The sequence below is a fragment of the Candidatus Gracilibacteria bacterium genome, assembly GCA_010119145.1.
Classification (GTDB): Bacteria; Patescibacteriota; Gracilibacteria; order BD1-5; family UBA6164; genus JAACSU01.
The window spans coordinates 416,710-432,804 of sequence record JAACSU010000007.1 but is presented as its reverse complement, the minus strand read 5'-3'; the positions used below and the strand labels follow the sequence as shown (position 1 = coordinate 432,804).

The following is a 16,095-nucleotide window of genomic DNA, read 5'->3' as shown; positions in this document are numbered from 1 at the left end:
ATTATGTGATTTATAATGAAAAATGAATCATTTCAGTGTGAAAACTGTCATGCAGAAGTTTCTAAACATCCGTCATGAAGTGCTCGTAACCATTGTTCAAAATGTTTAAGTTCAAAACATCTAGATCAAGATACACCATGAGATAGACTCAGTCAATGTTACTGACTGATGAAAGCAGTTTGAAAAGATTTCAAAAAAAATAAAGGTTGGATGATACAACACGAGTGTCAGAAATGTCACAAAAAAATCCTCAACAAATTAGCTGAGGATGATGATGTTATCGTATTTGGTAAATTGTAGGCTTACTTATGTGTCGATTCTCTAAAATATGGAAATGCAGCATAAATTATAAGTAATGCTAATCAGAACAATGCAAATAAAATATTTATAGACATATCGTGGATTCAAAAATTAAATACTACTTCCATGAGAAGAGCTATGATAGATATTTCTACTAAGTCTTTGATGGCAATATGTTGATTTTTTGAATATTCAACGAGTATTTTAAATGACTTTACCAGTACTAGTATAAAAGTAACAATATTAAGTACTTGTTCTGCTAATCGTATTCAAAGGGTAGAAGTATCCGAAAGTCATTGAAAAGTAAGTTGATTAAACTCTTTCATATGTACAAAAATTGCAGCAAACACAAAGAAAAATAATACGAGAGTTTTATAAAAAATAAAAATCGCAACTATGAACATAAGTATGTACATAGATCATGAAACAAAAACTCTCATCAGTTCTCTAAAAAAATCTTTCTCTTTAGACATTATATCAGCTATAAATATATATTGCCTTTATTGTACTATACTTTATAATCAATCTCAAATATTTCATCAGTTCCCTGCTTTGAAACTTGATTTAGAAAAATTTCTAGAAAAATATAACTCATGAGATGAGAAAATAATACTGTGATGTTCTACGTGAGCAGATAGTATGTTTTTGTTGTACCAATTACTAGATACAAAATTTAGAGATAATATAATTGTGGCATTTTTCAATCACAACACAAGAGTACAATGTGCAGAGGAAGAAAGGTTTATTGTAGAACTCTGAAAAAAAGAATGATTCACTGTAGAAGTTGCAGATTGTGACTTCGATAAAATAATGAAGTTATATCCGAGCAAAGGTTTTGAAGAACTAGCGAGAGAAAAGAGGTATCAATTTTTTGATGCACTTATGCATATTCATTCTGCTAAATATGTAATGACAGCTCATCATTTAGATGATAGGATTGAAACGATGATGTTTAATATGATACGTGGTACAAAACTCACATGACTTATCAATATGACTCTTGAATCTTGAATTATGCTTCGTCCTTTGATATGAGTGAAAAAAGGTGATATATATGAGTACTTACAAGAAAATAATCTAAAATATTTTGAAGATGAATCCAATAATAGTAATGATTATTCACGAAACTATATTAGAAACGAAGTTATTCCAAGTTTTAAACACATTCATCCAGAGTATCAAAAAAATATTTCTCAACTTTTAAATTATTTTGAGGTATTAAAAGAATATATAGATAGTGAAGTTCTAGAATTTTTATGAAAATACGATACAAAGTTTTTTTCAATCAAGAATTTTCTTTGACTCTCCCCACTTCTACAAAAAGAAATTATCAGATATATTTATTTTATAACGAATAATAAATCTACGATATGACTCACGGAGTCTAATATCAACGAAGTTATTAGATTTATGAACTGAAAAAATAATAAAACAAAGAAAGAAATTCAAGGTATGAAACTCTTCAAAGATTGAGATAATATTTTATACTAGTTTATAAATATAATTATAGTCAAATATAATATTTGTGAAGTTTTGGTGAAGTCTGATATAATAAAACTTGCATTATATATTTCATATATATAATCTTCCGGCTTTATTCTTTAAAAAAATACTATGTGCCCCACGAAAAAGCTCATACTATGAGCTGTCGTAGCCACAATGTGTTTCTTTTGAAATACTATTTGAGCTGCTGCTAATGAAGAGACTTACTTTATAGCTACTGCCTACTACTCTCCCCTTCCAGGTCAAGATTCTTATATAACGTGAAGTTATAGTTGAGATGTGAGACTCAATGGAGAATGAGTTACTACTGCATCAGGATGAGGAGTATTTCCTTGATTGCTTGCTTGACCAAAAAACTATCCATTTGGAACCAAAATTTATTTTGAATGATTCTGAATTGGATCTATTCAAGATAGATGAGGAGCTATTGTAAAAGCCTGACAAAGAAATCAGGGATATGACAGACTCGATATTTGGATGTGATATGGTGACGAATGACTTCAAAGAGCTATTAAATGGTGAAGAAAAACCGTGAAAGCTAAAATCGTTGTCCCGAGTTCTGAAATTACACTGAATTTTTGAGAATCACAAATATGATATATAAAACCTTCACTCAGAGTAGAACCTGAAAATGAGTGAGACAATGTGAAAGAGCTTCAGGAGATATTTTCAAAGGTCAATTTATATAATTGAGAAATAGATGGAAAATATGAGAGTATTAAAAATGAACTTATATCCTTCCAACTTGAATCTTGAATAATTACAGAAATTGATTCAGAAGATGCCTGATACTTCGGTCCTAAAACAATAGTTGCTTTAAGAGAAAGGTATTGATATTCAAGTGCAAATTTAGTAGAAGAACCTATTGAACTTTTTTCAAAATATAATCATAAACAAGCATCTGAGCATTATAAAATTATATTGCAATATGGCGACCTTGTGATAAATAATGATACTAAAAATATCGAGGATATATACCTCTTTCAAGAAATGATGACTCAAATCTGAGAATACAATGGTCCAATAGATGGGAAGTATTCTAGTGTTAAAAAAGCACTTGTAGACTTACAAATTAAAATTGGTCTGATTGATTCTGCTGATCACTGGTATGCTGGTAATTTTTGAAACAGGACAAAAACAACATTGTTTGAATATTATGAAAACAATCCTTGAAATCCACCAAATAATGTACTTGAGCGTATAGTTCAAAACTATCAATTAAAAGAGTCAGAAAAAAATCAAATTAGTTCTGCGCTCGTAATAATTAAACAAAGACTTCAACAACAAGAACTTAGAACATGAAAATCAGCTGAATTAATCCTCAGTTGACTCGATGCTAAAATTAATGAAGTGCTTCCAGATATTAAAAACGCTGTCCTTAAAGCTAAGATTGTATATCTACAACAAATACTTTAATATATTTTTATTCAAAAAATACCTCACTTGTCAATCAAGAAGGGGTATTTTTTTTGTAAAGTTTATAACTATTTTATGTTTCTTATGCTACGATACTTGTATATTATATCTTACTCATTTTATGAAAAAATTTTTAACAAGTATATTTTTAAGTGTATTTATTTTACAATCAACTTGATCAGTCATTCAAGTATTTGCTGAAGAAGTAGATCAAAATTATTTTATAGTTACCGCATACTATTCTCCACTTCCAGATCAAAATAATTATCTTACAGGAAATTTCAAAGATGAAGTAATCTTGAACGGTCAATGAATTGCAGGTGCTTCAGGGAAAAAAGTATTTTCAGGTATGCTTGCTGCACCTTCTAAATATTCATTTTGAACAAAAATACACTTAGATTGATTAGGTATAGGTGAAGTTTCAGATAGAGGTGGAGCCATTGTTCCAGCTGGACAACGATGATATAGTTATGATAGAATTGATATCTGGATGTGATATGGTGACGAGTGATTAAAACGAGCACTTTACTGGGGAAAAAGAAAAGTAGCATGAAATATTGTAGACGCTACGAGTTCAGTAAATCTAGATTATACAAGTGTTCCTTCTCCAAATTGGATTAGTGTATGAAAAGATGATATTTCAAATAAAAGTGTTCAACAAAGTGTACTAGAACCTGTAGAACAAAATGTAAGTATATTTGAAATAGTTCTGAGTTCACTGAATTCTTGAAATTATGTAGCAGAGCTTCAAACGCTTCTCTCTGATCTTTGATATATTGCAAGTGATTACACAGCATGAGTATATGATGATAAAACCATAGAAGCAGTACGAAGTTTTCAATTAAACTTCTGAGTTATTTCTCATATTAATGACGCATGAAATGGTGTATACGGACCTAAAACTCAGAAAGAATTTAAAAGGCAATATGATATATATCTTAAGGAACAAAAGCTTTTTCAAGAATATGAAGAATCTTTAGAATTACTACAACAAGAAGCTCAATTAAATGCTCAGGAAACTATAAAAAATATCACTAATGTGTGATACTGAGAAATAAGTAGCTCAGTTCGAGAATTTCAAATAGTGCTTTCAAATTTAGGGTACTTTGATTATAAAGACACTGCAATTTTCTGAGCAAAGACAAAAAGTTCTCTTATAGACTATCAATTAGAAAATAATATTATAGATAAACAATCTCAAGTAGATGCATGAATCATTGGACCTAAAACTTTAGAATCACTTACTGAAGATATAGCTGACACATATTTTATACAAAAACTTATTGAACAAAATAGCTTAAATTGATACATAAGTTATGTAAAAAAAGAAAATAAAAAAATAGCTCTAGAATTAGAGCAAAGAAAAAATTCTCAGGAACAAATATCAAACAATACCATAGAGAATACTCCTATCATAAAAAAAATCTAGCCTCAGGCTAGATTTTTTTTATAGTCCATTTCAAGCAACAACTTTTGCAACTCTCAGTACTCTATCTCAAAGCATATATCAAGATTCAAACTCGTCAATAATAATTCACTCTTCTCAGGGAACTTGAGTCATAACATCGTGTCGTTCAGGATTTATAGTGCATCATTTACTCTCAAATTTTTGTATTCAAAAAGAATTAATATCTTTTTTAAGTGTTTTTTCCAATGCAACGACTCATTCGAATAATGCTTGAGTTTTTTGATCTTCTGGAGTATTTTTAATAATTCTTTCTAGATCATCGAGTCTAGGAAGTATTTTTTTAAAGATATCTCACTTTAAGAAAAAAATCATATCCTCTTTATCTCTCTGAGTTCGTTTTTTAAAGTTCTCATAATCAGCTTGATTTCGGGCTAAAAGATCCTTAAGTTTTGTTAATTCATCATCTCAACTTACTGTTATCTCTTCATCTAGTTGAGCTTCTTCACTCTCTTCTAAATCTGCAACAACTTCTTCAGCTTCTTGCATGAGTTCTTCTTCCAGTATTTCTTCTTTGTCATGATTTTCTGACATATTTTTATTATTATTTATGTAATTTTAGTGATCATATTCTAAGATTAAATCATAATAAATCAAGATACAGAAACAAGAAAAGTAGATAGACTTTTTATCAGTATTTTATACAATGGAGCTATTATTTAAAATATTTTTATATGAAACTCATCTCATGGAACGTGAATTGAATTCGGGCTGTTCTTAAAAAAAATTTTATAGAGTATCTCAAAGAGGAAAACCCAGATGTTGCTTGATTTCAAGAAATTAAAGGAAATCCTTCTCAAATTACAAAAAAGGATATCGCTGAACTTGAGACACTTTGATATCATATGTACTGGAACCCAGCAAGCAGACCTGGATATTCTGGAACAGCAGTATTTTCAAAACAAGAAGCTCTTAATGTTATATATTGAATTCCTGAAGCAAGTTATGACACAAAAAGCATAGAATATGTTGACGAGACTCTCCTAGAGAATCATGAATGAAGAGTATCATGCCTAGAATTTGAAAACTATTTTTACATAACCGTTTACACTCCTAACTCAAAAGATGATTTATCGAGACTCAATTATAGATACTCAGTATGGGATAAGGCATTTTTACAATATTTACAGTATTTAGAACAATCTAAGCCAGTTATTATTTGTGGAGACCTCAATGTAGCCCATAGAGAAATAGACCTTGCTAGACCCAAACAAAATACCATGAGTGCTTGATTTACGCGAGAAGAAAGAGAATGAATGGATAATTTTATAGATGGAGGTTTTATAGATACATTTCGATATAAAAACCCTGATAGTATCGATCGATATTCATGGTGGAGTTACAGAGCTTGAGCAAGAGCTCGAAACGTCGGCTGGAGGATAGATTATTTCCTTACTTCAAAAAGTATAATTGATAAAGTTGAGAGAGCATTCATTCGAGATGATGTCCTATGAAGTGATCACTGTCCAGTTGGTATAGAAATAAGTTTATAATATGAAATTTTATCAAAAACATATACCTGATGGTCAAAGTATTCAAGCTATAATTCACCAACATTGGCTTATAGTATTTGATAAATATCTTTTATGGCTCAGTTTTTGAGCACTCATTCCGTCTTTTTTGTATTATCAATCTGAAAGAGTCCGTGACATAGTCCCCTTCTTTATTTTAGAGATTCTTTTGCTTTTAGTATTTTGGAAAATAGTGTATGAGCTCTATAATTGGTACAATGATGTTTGGATTATCACAGAGCAAGCAATTTATGACTTGGAATGGTCGCTTTTAAAAACAAATGTTCAGAGTATTCATTTAGAAAGTATTGAATGACTCGAAGTGGATAAACATAGAATATGGGATACAATTTTTAATAAAGGAGATATTATTATTCATAAATTTGGTGATGAAGAAATCGCTATTTATAGTGCATATGCACCTCACAGAGCCATCACAGTAATCGAAGAATATATAAATCCACCTGAGGATGAAGAACAAGATAATAATTTTGATCTCGTTATGGATACGCTCAGTTGAGTAGTAAAAGATTATCTTCAAAATAACTGATTACCAGATCACATAAACACTCGATTGAAACACCATCATCAATCTGATGAAGAGTATGATGAAGAATCAGAGGAAGTAGATGACAAAGATTCAGCGTATACGTTGGACTTAAGATAATATTGAAGATATAATGAGTGAGTATATAGAAAATATTCTGAGAGACCTTCCAAAAACACCTGGTATTTACCAGTTTTTTAATACGTCTTGAGAAATAATCTATATTGGTAAATCTGTACGTCTTAAAGATAGAGTCAATAGTTACTTTAGAAGTCATACAAAGCTAACAGTTCAAAAAAAAATTATGGTTCGGCAAATTGTCGACATAAAAATTATTATCACTAATAATGAGACAGAGAGTTTAATTCTGGAGAGATCACTTATCAAGGAACACAAACCTCAATATAATATACTTCTCAAAGATGATAAAAATTATTATTATATCAAGATAACAGACGAGCAATTTCCAAAGGTTATCAAAACAAGATTTAAAACAAAATCTTGAAAATATTTTGGGCCTTACACACATGGATTTTACGTCAGCAATTTGCTACGAATCATTAAAAAAGTATATTGATATTGATGTTACGGAATCCATTTCTTCAGAGTCTGAAGACAATATAATCTTGATCAGTATATATTTAAAAATAATACCCATAGAGAAAAACCTGATATCACGCTCGCAGAGATAGAAACGTACTACAAGGAAAAAATATCAGAGATAGAGGATTTTTTAAAAGGAAATGTAAATCATATAGCAGAGTGACTTACTCGTAAAATGCTTGCGTATGCAGCTGAATTAAAATTTGAAGAAGCTGCAAAACTCAAGATAGATATTGATTCACTCAGAATAACGCAAGAAGAGCAAATAGTCAGAGACTTTGTAAATGGAAATTATGATGTTATAAATATACTCGAAAAATATGGAAATACCTATGTTTGATGTATAGAGATTCGTAATAGTGTCATAATGTGATACTTTAACTACGAAATTGAAAACTCATTAGAGGAAGATAGTCATGAAGTACTGAAAACCTTTGTAGAGAATAGATATATTGATCATCTTGAGGAAGCAGATACAGCTACCTATATTATTCCGTTCGCCGTAGAGTGATTAACCCAATGAATTAAGACTGAGGTTCCTAAAATATGAGGGAAATTTGATGTTCTGAGACTCTGTTACAAGAATTTATATAATTATGCTCATAAAAAATACTTGGGGTCTCTATCGGCTAAAAACTTCACAAAATCTACCATGTCAGATTTACTGGATATTTTATGATATACACAAGTAAATAAAAAAGATATTGTATTCGAGTGTAATGATATCTCTCATCTCTCAGGAACACATACGGTAGCGAGTAGAAGTGTGATTGAAAACTGACGAACAAATCCCAAAAAATATAGAAAATTTCATATTAAAAATCTCAGTCAATGAAAAATTGATGATTTTGGTTCTATGAAAGAGATTTTTGAACGTAGACTCTTAGAAATGATAAAATTATGAAATATTCCTGATCTTATTATCATTGATGGTGGAAAGTGACAACTTGGTTCAGTTGTGAGAATTCAAAATGAATTTATCGATAATCTAGAGCAAAAATATAAGAGTCTAGAAATTAAAGAGCTCAGTTTTGAAGCTTCAGAAAAAGCAATAAGAGAATTGCAGATAGTCAGTCTCGCAAAACAAGAAGAAGAACTCTTTCTCCCTGGTATTTCAAAAAGTATTGTACTCTCCAAAGACTCACCTCAGTTAAGACTGGTACAATCTATTCGTGATGAGGCTCACAGATTTGCTATTACGTTTAATAGAGATGCAAGAAGCGCTAATATGAAAAAAAATATTTTAGAGTCACTCCCATGAATTTGACCTGTAACTCGTAAAAAAATAATTCGAAATTTTTGAAGCGTTGGTTGACTTAAAGCTATGTCAAGAAGCGATATTGAATCCAAATTATGACTTAAAGTTACGCAAATACTTGATGACCATTGACTCCTGATGTAACACAAACTTGTCATTGCTTTGCAATCTACACAAAATATATTACAATATAGCTATTATTTCCAGTACATATCTATGAAAGACATATTTCAAAAATATAAGCGTCACTCACTTATCACGCATCTTGGTATTTTTTCTCTCAGTGTTTTTTTTGCACTATGAATTAATCTGCTACTTCAGTGAAATATTGATTCAGACTTACTGAAAGCAAGTACTATTTGAATCTCAAATGATACCGAATTGGTAAATAGTAATGCTGATTTATTTGCAACATTCACTGATTCTTCAATAGTTATTCAAAATACTGCTGCCATGCAAGATGTATCTGAAATTTCATTTACAGTGACGTATGATCCAGATATTTTAGAAATAGAAATTCCAAATAGTAGTAGTCCAGATATCACTTACACTACTATAGATAACACTCCTTGACTTGAGACTATTATTATTAATTTTAAGTCATCTTTAGACATAGAATCTGAAACGGAAATATTTAAAGTACTGTATACGAAACTCAACGACAAAGTTGCACAAGTAAATCTTATTAATACTAATTTCACAGATTCCGTTTGAGAAAAATATTTACTCAGTAGTCAGTGAGCTATTAATTAAGTCTATGTTATACGATACACATTGTCACCCGTATCTTGCAAAAGAAAAAACTCAGAATGAAGTCATTGCTAACTTTTTATCACAGTGATGAAAATTTCTCAATACAGTTTCAGTCGACATGCAAAGTTCTCAATTAAATGTTGCATTAGCACAGGAAAATACTTGAGTATTTGCGGTTATTTGAATACATCCAACTCATGTGCTAGATTATATAGATAATGTAGAAGAAGTAATTAAAACTCTAGAAACACTCTATAAAAATAATTCTCAGAACGTCGTTGCTCTTTGAGAAACGTGACTTGATTATTATTGGCTAGAAAAATTAAGTACAAACTCTTGAATCTCAGAGAAAAAAATTAAAGAAATTCAAAAGGAGTTTTTTATTGCCCATATAGCACTCGCAAAAAAATTATGACTCCCCATTGTAATTCATAATAGAGAATCCGCGAATGATGTATTTGAAATACTAAGAAATGAAAATTTTACAAATTTTATATTTCATTGTTACAGCGAGGATTTGGACTATGCTCTTGAGCTCATTAAATTTGCACCTGAATGCAAACTTGGTTTCTGATGAGTCCTTACATTTAAAAGTGCACAAAAAACAAGAGATGCTGCAATTTGAATACCACTGAAAAATATTATTATAGAAACAGATAGTCCTTACTTAACTCCAAGCCCTCATAGAGGAAAAATAGAAAATGAACCAGCATTTACGATACATGTACTCGATATGTTACAACATATACGTCCTGAAGATGACAATGTAATTAAAAAAATAGTTTTTCAAAATTCACTAGAAATATTTAACATAAAAAAAGAAACAGCTTAAACTGTTTCTTTTTTTATGTTTTTTGCTTTGTAGTATTCTTTTGTTGAATTAAAATTTTTTTTAAATTCTTCTGGATCTCAATAATCAGCAAAATGTTGTTCCCATTCATGACCTCCTTTTTTTCTTTTAGCAGCTTTAATTGGACACCAATACTTTTCAGTTCGTCATCAAACTTCAACAGCAAATGAAAACAAACCATTCATATAAGAGCAATACAGACAGTTTACTTTTTGGATTAAATTCAAGTAATTTAAATGTCTTCTATCAAATACAATATAATCTGAACGCTTTACAAGTGGGATTTTATAAAGTCTAAAAGCCGTTTGTTGATATAAAAATAATCAAACATCTAATACAAATCCAGGAATTATCATGCCATAAATAAATGGCATAGAGATAAAATGTCTCACACTTTTAGGAACTGCGTAGTCCTTGAGAGGGACTTTAAATCATTTTTGATATTCTTTCGCTTTATTTGAAAATTTAATTCTGCCGTTTTCTACTGAGAAGTCGTATTTCTTCCTTAGTTTTTCATACTCTTTTTTAATTTCTTCTTTTTTTGCATCTATATCTGCAAAAAGTTTACTAATCTTTGAATTCATACGGTATTTATTAAACTATTTAGACCTTTGTTCTACATAATCAACCAGAAAATCAATTTTATCTGATCCTAGATGTCGAGAAATACTTCGACAATCTGAAATTATATTATGAAGGAGTGTACGACTTTTGTCCAGACCTGTCAAATACACAAATCATTTCTCTTCTCAACCAACACTTTTTCAAGTTTCTTCTTGAGTCCCCTCCACATCAAGTAAATCGTCTTTGACTTGAAAAGCGAGTCCAAGTTTTTTTCAAAAATCTTTAAATATATCTATATTAGCTCTTTCTCATGAAAGAATTATACCACCTAAGATACTTGCTTCAATAAGTTTGCCAGTTTTTTTATTATGAAGTTGAGTCAGTATGTTTTCTGTTAATTTTGAAATATTTTCTTCGAAATACATATCTTCTACTTGTCATCAAACCATACCATAAAATCAAATAGCATGAGAAATCAATTTTGAAAGTTCTTGAGATACATACGGTGATTTAATGTCAGCTATTAGCTCAAATCACAAGGTATTGAGCATATCACCAACAAGTATTGCTTCATATTGGCTATATTTTTTCCATACAGTGAGCTCTCAACGTCGTAGCTCATCATTATCCATACATGGCATATCGTCGTGTACCAATGAAAATGCATGAATCATTTCCAGAGCAATACAAAACTTCATAATATCTTCATCTGTTTTGATACTAGAAAACTCTCTTCAAGAGAGAGTAATATAAAACTCAAGAGCCAGAATCGAGCGAAGTTTTTTTCATCATTTACATGAATACTTAATTACCTCTTTAAATTGCTCAAGAGGTTCCGAACTTGGAAGTGATAGATATGTATCTAAATACTTATCAATAGAGCTCTCAATCAAATTTTTATATTCATTGTACCATTTTGGAAGTTTCATATTTTATTTTCAAAAATTACGTTTTCGATCATTGTAGCTAGCGAGTGCTTTCAAAAGTTCTTCTTCATCAAATTCAGGCCAATTTTTATTGGTAAAATAATACTCAGCATACGCACTGTCATAGAGGAGAAATCACGAATGTCTAACATCTCATCAAGTCCTAATAATCATATCAGGAGCTGGTAAAATTGCGCTGTCGGTATATTTTCTAAACTCAGTTTCATCAAGATCATCGGGATTAACTCAAGCGAGTATAATTTTTTTTGTGGCACGTACTATTTCATTTTGTCCTCCATATACCAGAGCAATTGTAAGAAATATTTCAGTATTGTTTTTAGTTATTTCTATAGTATCACTCAGAATTTTTTGTGTTTCAACAGGAAGCTTTGATATATCTCAAATAACTTGAATTTTTACTCAATTTTCCATAAACTCTGGCAAAAGTTTTGGAACATACGTTATTATTTTTATTATTCCAGCAATTTCTTCAGCGTCTCTTTTCACTAAGTTCTCAGTAGAGAGGGCCCATAGAGTAAGATACTGAATTCAAGCATTTCTCGCGTGTTTCGTGATTTTTTTTACAGTATCAAATCACGCTTTATGTCAAAAAATTGCAGGCATAAAACGTTCTTTAGCCCATCTACGATTTCAGTCCATTATAATTGCGAGATGATTCATGATTTGAAATATTTTTATAAATGGTGAGTATTATAGTAAAATTAACCTTATCACAAAATGAGTTTCTCTGGGTTTGCAAGACTCCAAAATTTTCACTTTTTTGATATGAGTTCCTTATAATTGCCAGATTCTACAATTTTTCAATTTTCAAGTAAAAAAATAGAGTCAACATGTTGAATAGTTGAGAGTCTATGAGCAATAATAATACTTGTTTTTCCTTTCATGAGATTTTTTAAGGCTATTTCGATTTTTTTCTCCGTGACATTATCAAGGGCAGACGTCGCTTCATCAAGTATAAGTATCTCAGGATTTTTTAAAAATAATCGAGCTATAGAGATCCTTTGTTTTTCTCAACCAGAGAGTTTCAGTCATCTCTCTCAAATCACGGTATCTATTCCATTCTCTAATTCATACACAAACTCTGCTTGTGCTGAAAATAAGGCTTCTTTTATTTGTTTTTGAGTTGCCTTTGGATTTGAAAATAAGAGATTCTCTTTGATAGAAAGATTAAATAAACTATTGTCCTGTGATACCACTCATATATGACTCCTGAGTGATGATTTCTTAAGTTTTGATATGTTAGTATCATCAAGCATAATACTTCACTCAGAGACTTCCCAAAACCTGAGTAACAAGTTTACAATCGTACTCTTCCCTGCTCAAGTATTTCAAACGAGCGCTATTTTTGTTCAAGCATCTATTTTAAGATTTATATTTTTTAATATTTTTTTAGATTCTGTATATCAAAAGAATACATTTTTAAACTCAATGCTTCATTTCAAAATTTTTATATTTTTTCAAGTATCCATATCTTCCTTTTCATAGGAATCAACAAATTCTTCATAATATTCAGTAAATCAGGCTCACCATCGCTGAACTTGTCGTATTTGAGCAAATAATCATCCCAATGGATAATAAATCCATCCGATCAGTAAAAAAAATAAAAATAACTCTGAAAAATTGATACTCCCGTTTTGGAAAAAATAAAATCAAAAACCTAATACCAGTATTCTAAGAATCGCAATAAGTGCTCATATATATACGTTTGCAATAGCCCATCTCTTTGAAATATCATATTGTATCACTAATAGTTCTTCTTCAGTTTTATGAAAATATGTATTAATTGATTTCTCTAAATTTAGAATTTTAAGGAGTGAAAAATTTGTAATAGCATCTCATATCACTCAAAAAACAACATCTTCTTTTTTATTATTTATATTTTGTAGATTAAGTGTTTTTTTATTAAAAAACATACCAATAATAATAGCAAATGGGATACCAGAAGTTGTTATAAGTGCCATCGTAACATCTATGTAAAACAAGAAAAAAATAGCTATCAAGATTCATGATAAGTCTTTTACTAAATTGAGATAAAAGAAAAAGAAAAAGTTCATAAACGACTCTCGTGATTTTTCAATCTTTTTAAATACTTCTCAAGACTTTTTTTGCAAGTATTTTCAGTATGGAATACTCAGAGCCTTTTGAGCTGTAGTTTGTAAATTATTAACGTAAAAATCGAGAATATTTTTATCTACAAAATGATATCTGTATATGTACTGTAAACATATTGAAACAAATACAACTATTCCCCATTGCACATTGTAACTAAATATTTTTCAGGATACTATATCTCAATTTTTAATATATTCTTCAATGAGACCTATGACTCTTGCAGCCATAAAAGTTTCTGAAAGTGCTACAGCAGAAGTTATAACTCAAAATAATAACATAAAATAGAATTTCTTTTTTCAAAGAAATTCTATAAATGATTGAATTGCACGTAGATATATATGCATACATGAAAAGATTATTTAAACCACCATTTTGTCATCATCTGTTCTGTCTGCTTTTTTTTCATAGACTGTAAGAATAGTTTTTTTGTGAAATTCGTAGAGAAGTGGTGAAGCAATAAATATAGAAGAAAATGTACCAATGATAGTTCCATATAACATAGTGAGAGTGAACCCAGTAATACTTTCTGGTCAAATTACAATAATACAAAGCAATACAAAAGCTATGGTCAAACTCGTGTAAATACTTCGAGTCATCGTCTCATTCACTGAAAGATTAATAATTTCTGAGAGTTGTTTTCATTTTCAACCGAATTCTTGCAAGTTTGATCTGATTCTATCAAATATAACAATAGTGTCATTTATAGAATACCCGAGGATTGTTAAGAGTGCCGTAACAAAAAAAGTATCAATTTGAAATTGTGGGAAAAAATATGAAGTCAGAATATAAATACCACTCGCAATTACTACATCATGAAAGAGTGTAATAATAGTAATTGCAGCAAAACTCAATGATGTAATACCTCAAACAGTTCCAGAAAATGTATAAGCTATATAGAGTGCAATGGCTCCTATCGCTATAATAAGTGTTAACTTAGCTGTATTTCTAATATAATCTCAAAAACTGGCTCATATATTTGTATATCTTGAAAGTGTGATATCTCAGAGCTTTGCATACTCAGTTTTTAGATTATCACGAAACACTATTTTATATTCTTCACTTTCTATATCACTGAGAGTATTTGAGATTCAAGCTTCTACTACAAATGTATTTTCACCTGTGATTTTATACACATTAACCGTATTCATGATATTTCATGACTGGTTAATAATATCTTTTTGGGTTTGTGCAATTTGACTCGCACTAGCTATATCTAAATTGTAAGTTTCATATGAAAATTCATTTTGTGAACCTCAGGTCATATCTATTCAAAGATTGAGAGTTCAAAAAAGTATAAATAATAATGATACAACAAATAGAACTCCAGAAATAGTAAAGTAGACAAATCTAGATGAAATAATATCGAGCTTCATATATGATGAATAAGTTAATAATGTGGGTAGTGTACACAAAATACGACGAAAACAAAATTAACTTGTAAAAGAGATTGGAGTCATATAATAAAGCAACTATAACAAAAAAACATGAAAAAAATAATACATTATATCATACTTTGATTTCTCACTGCTATGATACTTTTCCTCGTCGTTACAATGTTTAAACCAGACTTATTACTCCCTATTATAGAATGGATAAAGTCTCAGATTGAAGTGCTTTGAAAATGGAATTATCTCGTAGCATTTTTATCAGCTCTTATTGAGTCTCTTCCAATAATTGGAACGATAATGCCTGGTCAAATTGTTTTAATATCAGTAGGTTGATTTTATGGATGACTTTGAGTAACTCAATTTATATGAATACTACTATCAGCTATAGCATGATCGGTAATATCTAATGCAATTTGATATTTTTTATGAAAATACTACGGTGAAGAATTTTTTAAGAAATATTGAATGTGGGTAGGAATAGAGCAAACAGAATTAAAGTATCTAAAAAAATGAGTGAATACATGGTGATCTTGGGGAATAATACTCTCTAAATTTCACCCACAAGCAAGAGCATTTTTGCCATTTATTGCTGGAAGTATGTGATTTTTAAAAACTAAATTTTGGATTTTTAACATAATTGCCTCAGTAATTTGGGCAGTAACTTTTGTAGTAATTTGAATATTTTTTGCAGAATACTATGAACTTATAATTAAATACATGTGATATTTTATGTTAGTGATAATTTTTTGTGTATGAATCTATCTTTGGAAATTTAAAAAAGAAAGTGTCAGAGCATATTGGTCAGAAAAAAACAGAGAAATGGAAGCAAAATATAAAAAATAATTGAAGTTTTTAAAAACATTTTTATACTCCAGAAA

General features: G+C 29.8%; 17 protein-coding genes. 10 read left to right on the top strand and 7 right to left on the bottom strand.

Annotated elements, in window-relative coordinates:
* Nucleotides 1-3: 3 nt before the first annotated feature.
* Nucleotides 4-300 (top strand): RNHCP domain-containing protein, encoded by a 297-nt coding sequence (locus GW846_02510; GenBank protein NDK09627.1) that lies wholly within the window; start codon nucleotides 4-6, stop codon nucleotides 298-300.
* Between the two features lie 2 nt (nucleotides 301-302).
* Here GW846_02510 and GW846_02505 read toward each other — a convergent pair whose 3' ends face one another.
* A complete protein-coding gene (locus GW846_02505) occupies nucleotides 303-773 on the bottom strand; it encodes a hypothetical protein (GenBank protein NDK09626.1) in 471 nt (156 codons plus the stop codon).
* Nucleotides 774-852: 79 nt separating this feature from the next.
* On the opposite strand from GW846_02505, the gene tilS reads away from it, so the two are divergent.
* The 3 genes from tilS (at nucleotide 853) to GW846_02490 (ending at nucleotide 4,648) form a co-directional block, all read left to right on the top strand.
* On the top strand, nucleotides 853-1,791 hold the full coding sequence (gene tilS / locus GW846_02500) for a tRNA lysidine(34) synthetase TilS (GenBank protein ID NDK09625.1): 939 nt from the start codon (nucleotides 853-855) through the stop codon (nucleotides 1,789-1,791).
* Between the two features lie 123 nt (nucleotides 1,792-1,914).
* Complete coding sequence (locus GW846_02495; protein ID NDK09624.1) at nucleotides 1,915-3,219, top strand: hypothetical protein; 1,305 nt, start codon at nucleotides 1,915-1,917, stop codon at nucleotides 3,217-3,219.
* A gap of 121 nt (nucleotides 3,220-3,340) precedes the next feature.
* Complete coding sequence (locus tag GW846_02490) at nucleotides 3,341-4,648, top strand: hypothetical protein (protein ID NDK09623.1); 1,308 nt, start codon at nucleotides 3,341-3,343, stop codon at nucleotides 4,646-4,648.
* An 18-nt stretch (nucleotides 4,649-4,666) separates the two neighbouring features.
* Here the strand turns inward: GW846_02490 and GW846_02485 are convergent, their stop codons facing one another.
* Entirely contained in the window at nucleotides 4,667-5,218 is a 552-nt protein-coding gene (locus tag GW846_02485; GenBank protein ID NDK09622.1) for a nucleotide exchange factor GrpE, read from the bottom strand.
* 140 nt (nucleotides 5,219-5,358) lie between these two features.
* Between GW846_02485 and xth the strand changes: the two genes are divergently transcribed.
* The 5 genes from xth (at nucleotide 5,359) to GW846_02460 (ending at nucleotide 10,188) form a co-directional block, all read left to right on the top strand.
* Nucleotides 5,359-6,177, top strand: a complete 819-nt coding sequence (xth, locus tag GW846_02480; protein ID NDK09621.1) for an exodeoxyribonuclease III — start codon at nucleotides 5,359-5,361, stop codon at nucleotides 6,175-6,177.
* A 1-nt stretch (nucleotide 6,178) separates the two neighbouring features.
* On the top strand, nucleotides 6,179-6,862 hold the full coding sequence (locus GW846_02475; protein NDK09620.1) for a hypothetical protein: 684 nt from the start codon (nucleotides 6,179-6,181) through the stop codon (nucleotides 6,860-6,862).
* 13 nt (nucleotides 6,863-6,875) lie between these two features.
* Nucleotides 6,876-8,747 (top strand): excinuclease ABC subunit C, encoded by a 1,872-nt coding sequence (uvrC, locus tag GW846_02470; protein ID NDK09619.1) that lies wholly within the window; start codon nucleotides 6,876-6,878, stop codon nucleotides 8,745-8,747.
* Between the two features lie 72 nt (nucleotides 8,748-8,819).
* A complete protein-coding gene (locus GW846_02465; protein NDK09618.1) occupies nucleotides 8,820-9,356 on the top strand; it encodes a hypothetical protein in 537 nt (178 codons plus the stop codon).
* A 4-nt stretch (nucleotides 9,357-9,360) separates the two neighbouring features.
* Nucleotides 9,361-10,188, top strand: a complete 828-nt coding sequence (locus tag GW846_02460) for a TatD family hydrolase (protein NDK09617.1) — start codon at nucleotides 9,361-9,363, stop codon at nucleotides 10,186-10,188.
* Here GW846_02460 and GW846_02455 read toward each other — a convergent pair.
* From GW846_02455 to secF, 5 genes are read right to left on the bottom strand one after another with little or no spacing between them, the layout of a single operon-like run.
* Complete coding sequence (locus GW846_02455; protein ID NDK09616.1) at nucleotides 10,185-10,790, bottom strand: hypothetical protein; 606 nt, start codon at nucleotides 10,788-10,790, stop codon at nucleotides 10,185-10,187. The genes GW846_02460 and GW846_02455 overlap by 4 nt on opposite strands.
* A gap of 15 nt (nucleotides 10,791-10,805) precedes the next feature.
* Nucleotides 10,806-11,699, bottom strand: a complete 894-nt coding sequence (locus tag GW846_02450; protein ID NDK09615.1) for a polyprenyl synthetase family protein — start codon at nucleotides 11,697-11,699, stop codon at nucleotides 10,806-10,808.
* 3 nt (nucleotides 11,700-11,702) lie between these two features.
* Nucleotides 11,703-12,377 carry a di-trans,poly-cis-decaprenylcistransferase gene (gene uppS, locus GW846_02445; GenBank protein NDK09614.1) on the bottom strand — a complete coding sequence of 225 codons (675 nt, stop codon included), beginning with the start codon at nucleotides 12,375-12,377 and terminating at the stop codon, nucleotides 11,703-11,705.
* A gap of 47 nt (nucleotides 12,378-12,424) precedes the next feature.
* On the bottom strand, nucleotides 12,425-14,173 hold the full coding sequence (locus GW846_02440; GenBank protein ID NDK09613.1) for an ABC transporter ATP-binding protein: 1,749 nt from the start codon (nucleotides 14,171-14,173) through the stop codon (nucleotides 12,425-12,427).
* A gap of 15 nt (nucleotides 14,174-14,188) precedes the next feature.
* Nucleotides 14,189-15,202 carry a protein translocase subunit SecF gene (secF, locus tag GW846_02435; protein NDK09612.1) on the bottom strand — a complete coding sequence of 338 codons (1,014 nt, stop codon included), beginning with the start codon at nucleotides 15,200-15,202 and terminating at the stop codon, nucleotides 14,189-14,191.
* A gap of 111 nt (nucleotides 15,203-15,313) precedes the next feature.
* Between secF and GW846_02430 the strand changes: the two genes are divergently transcribed.
* A complete protein-coding gene (locus tag GW846_02430) occupies nucleotides 15,314-16,060 on the top strand; it encodes a DedA family protein (GenBank protein NDK09611.1) in 747 nt (248 codons plus the stop codon).
* Nucleotides 16,061-16,095 lie beyond the last annotated feature (35 nt).